The organism is Mesorhizobium sp. M7A.F.Ca.ET.027.03.2.1, assembly GCF_003999175.1.
Taxonomy (GTDB): domain Bacteria; phylum Pseudomonadota; class Alphaproteobacteria; order Rhizobiales; family Rhizobiaceae; genus Mesorhizobium.
Window position 1 is genome coordinate 1 of the sequence record NZ_RZOM01000920.1, and the last position, 2,493, is coordinate 2,493.

General features: G+C 62.3%; 2 protein-coding genes. Both read left to right on the forward strand.

Annotated features, from left to right (window positions below):
• On the forward strand, window positions 1-1,818 hold a 1,818-nt coding region (locus EN750_RS29020; RefSeq protein WP_127398800.1), incomplete at its 5' end, for an FAD-dependent oxidoreductase.
• Between the two features lie 212 nt (window positions 1,819-2,030).
• The coding region (locus tag EN750_RS29025; protein WP_348629632.1) for a DUF6817 domain-containing protein at window positions 2,031-2,493 on the forward strand (463 nt) is incomplete at its 3' end.

The following is a 2,493-nucleotide window of genomic DNA, read 5'->3' on the forward strand; positions in this document are numbered from 1 at the left end:
GTCTATGACGACAGGATCGTGCCGTGGCTCGCCGAGCTCGCTGACGCCTGCCACGAGCACGACTGCAAGGTGATGATCCAGATCACCCATCTCGGCCGCCGTACCGGCTGGAACAAGGCCGACTGGCTGCCGGTGCTCTCGGCCTCGCCGGTACGTGAGCCGGCGCATCGCGCATTCCCGAAGACGATCGAGGACTGGGACATTGAGCGCATCGTGGCCGACTATGCTTCGGCCGCCCAGCGCTGCGAGGCCGCCGGCCTCGACGGCATCGAGTTCGAATCCTACGGCCATCTGATGGACGGCTTCTGGTCGCCAGCCACCAATCATCGCGACGACGAATTCGGCGGCTCGCTGGACAATCGCCTGCGCTTCACCAACATGGTGCTCGATGCCGTGCGGGCAGCTGTCGGCGACAAATTCGTCGTCGGCATCCGCATGGTCGCCGACGAAGATTTCGAAAAAGGCCTGTCGAAGGCGGAGGGGATCGAAATCGCCAGGCGGCTGGCGGGCTCCGGCAAGGTCGATTTCCTCAACATCATCCGTGGCTCGATCGAGAGCGATGCGGCGCTGACCAAGGTCATCCCGGTAACCGGCATGCGTTCTTCGCCGCATCTCGATTTCGCCGGAGAGGTGAGGGCGGCGACGAAATTCCCGACCTTCCACGCGGCGCGCATATCCGACGTGGCCACTGCACGCCACGCCATCGCCACCGGCAAGCTCGACATGGTCGGCATGACCCGCGCCCATATCGCTGATCCGCACATCATCAAAAAGGTGATGGAGGGGCGCGAGCATGAGATCCGCCCCTGTGTGGGCGCCACCTATTGCCTCGACCGCATCTATGAGGGCGGTGAAGCGCTTTGCGTCCACAATGCCGCGACCGGCCGCGAGGCCGAAATCCCGCATATCATCGTCAAGACCGAAGGACCGAAGCAGAAAATCGTGGTCGTCGGAGCCGGCGCCGGCGGACTGGAGATTGCGCGGGTCGCGGCTGAGCGCGGCCACAAGGTGATGGTGCTTGAAGCATCGAGCCAGGCCGGCGGCCAGGTGCGATTGGCGACGCAGAACCCGCGCCGCAAGGAACTGATCGGCATCATCGACTGGCGGCTGGCCGAACTCGACCGGCTCGGCGTCGAGATCCGCTACGACACCTGGGCGGAAAAAGACGATGTCCTGGCGCTGTCGCCCGATGTGGTGGTGGTCGCTACCGGCGGCCTGCCGCAGAACCCGCCGCTGACATCAGGCGACAACCTTGTCACCTCGAGTTGGGACATCATGGCCGGCAGCGTCAAGCCGGCCGAAAATGTGCTGCTCTATGACGACAATGGCGGCCATCAGGGCATGGGCGCCGCCGAACTGATCGCCAATGCCGGCTCGAAACTCGAGCTTGTATCGCCGGAGCGTTTCTTTGCCCCGGAAATGGGCGGCATGAACCATGTGCCCTATATCAGGGCCTTCCAGGAAAAGGGCGTCACCATCACCATCAACACGCGGCTGCGTTCGGTGCGGCGTGAGGGCAACCAGCTGATCGCAGAGCTGGCTTCGGATTTCGCCGATGGCTGGCGCGGCGAGCGCAGGGTCGACCAGGTGGTGGTCGAGCACGGTACGCTGCCGCTCGACGATCTCTACCTCGCGCTGAAGCCGCTGTCGAAGAATGGCGGCGCGGTCGACTACGAACGGCTGGTGAGTGGTGGCGACATCTTTCCCAAGCGCAATCCAGAAGGCGGCTTTGTTCTGTTCCGCATTGGCGACGCGGTCGCCTCGCGCAACATCCACGCCGCCATCTATGACGGCATCAGGTTCGGCTTGCGGATCTGAAATTAGCTATCGCCAGGATCGGTGGCGCGCGGCCGAAGCTTCCTGCAAGAGCCCCTAGACTGGACTTTCCCTGTCGTACTTGTAACGATCTAGGGTGATCCAAACGCTTGGGATCAGTTTCATTCTACTGCAAGTCTGCAGGGAAATCGCGAAGCAGTGCGTCTTCTGCCGAGAAAAGCTGACGAAAACCTAACAAAGTCCGGGGGGACAAGTTGACCAAGAAAGATCCGTTCGTTCCGCGCCAGACCAATACGGCGCTCTACATGCAGCTATACGAGAATGGATATTCGGTTGCCGATATCGCCCGGGTGCAAAAGGCGTATCGTGTGTGTTGCGCGATGTTCAACGGCCGCTACCGCAAGACAGGACGGCCGTTCATCTGCCATGCGGTGGGGGCTGCGTCATCGGCCGCGCATTTCGATAAAAGCGTCGATCTTGTCTTGGCCGCGATGTTTCACGCTGCCTACGACAGCGGCCACTATCCGGACGGAAAGTCCAGCAGGCGCACCGATGCACACCGCAGATGGCTGGAGCAAACAATCGGTCCCCGGGTTGAAGGTCTTGTCGCCCGCCTGGTCGGACTGAAATTCGATACCGGAGACCCCGAGCGCCTTGTGGATGCCGGTGTGCCGGCCGGCGACGAGGACATCTTGTTCCTAGTGCTTGCCCATGAGG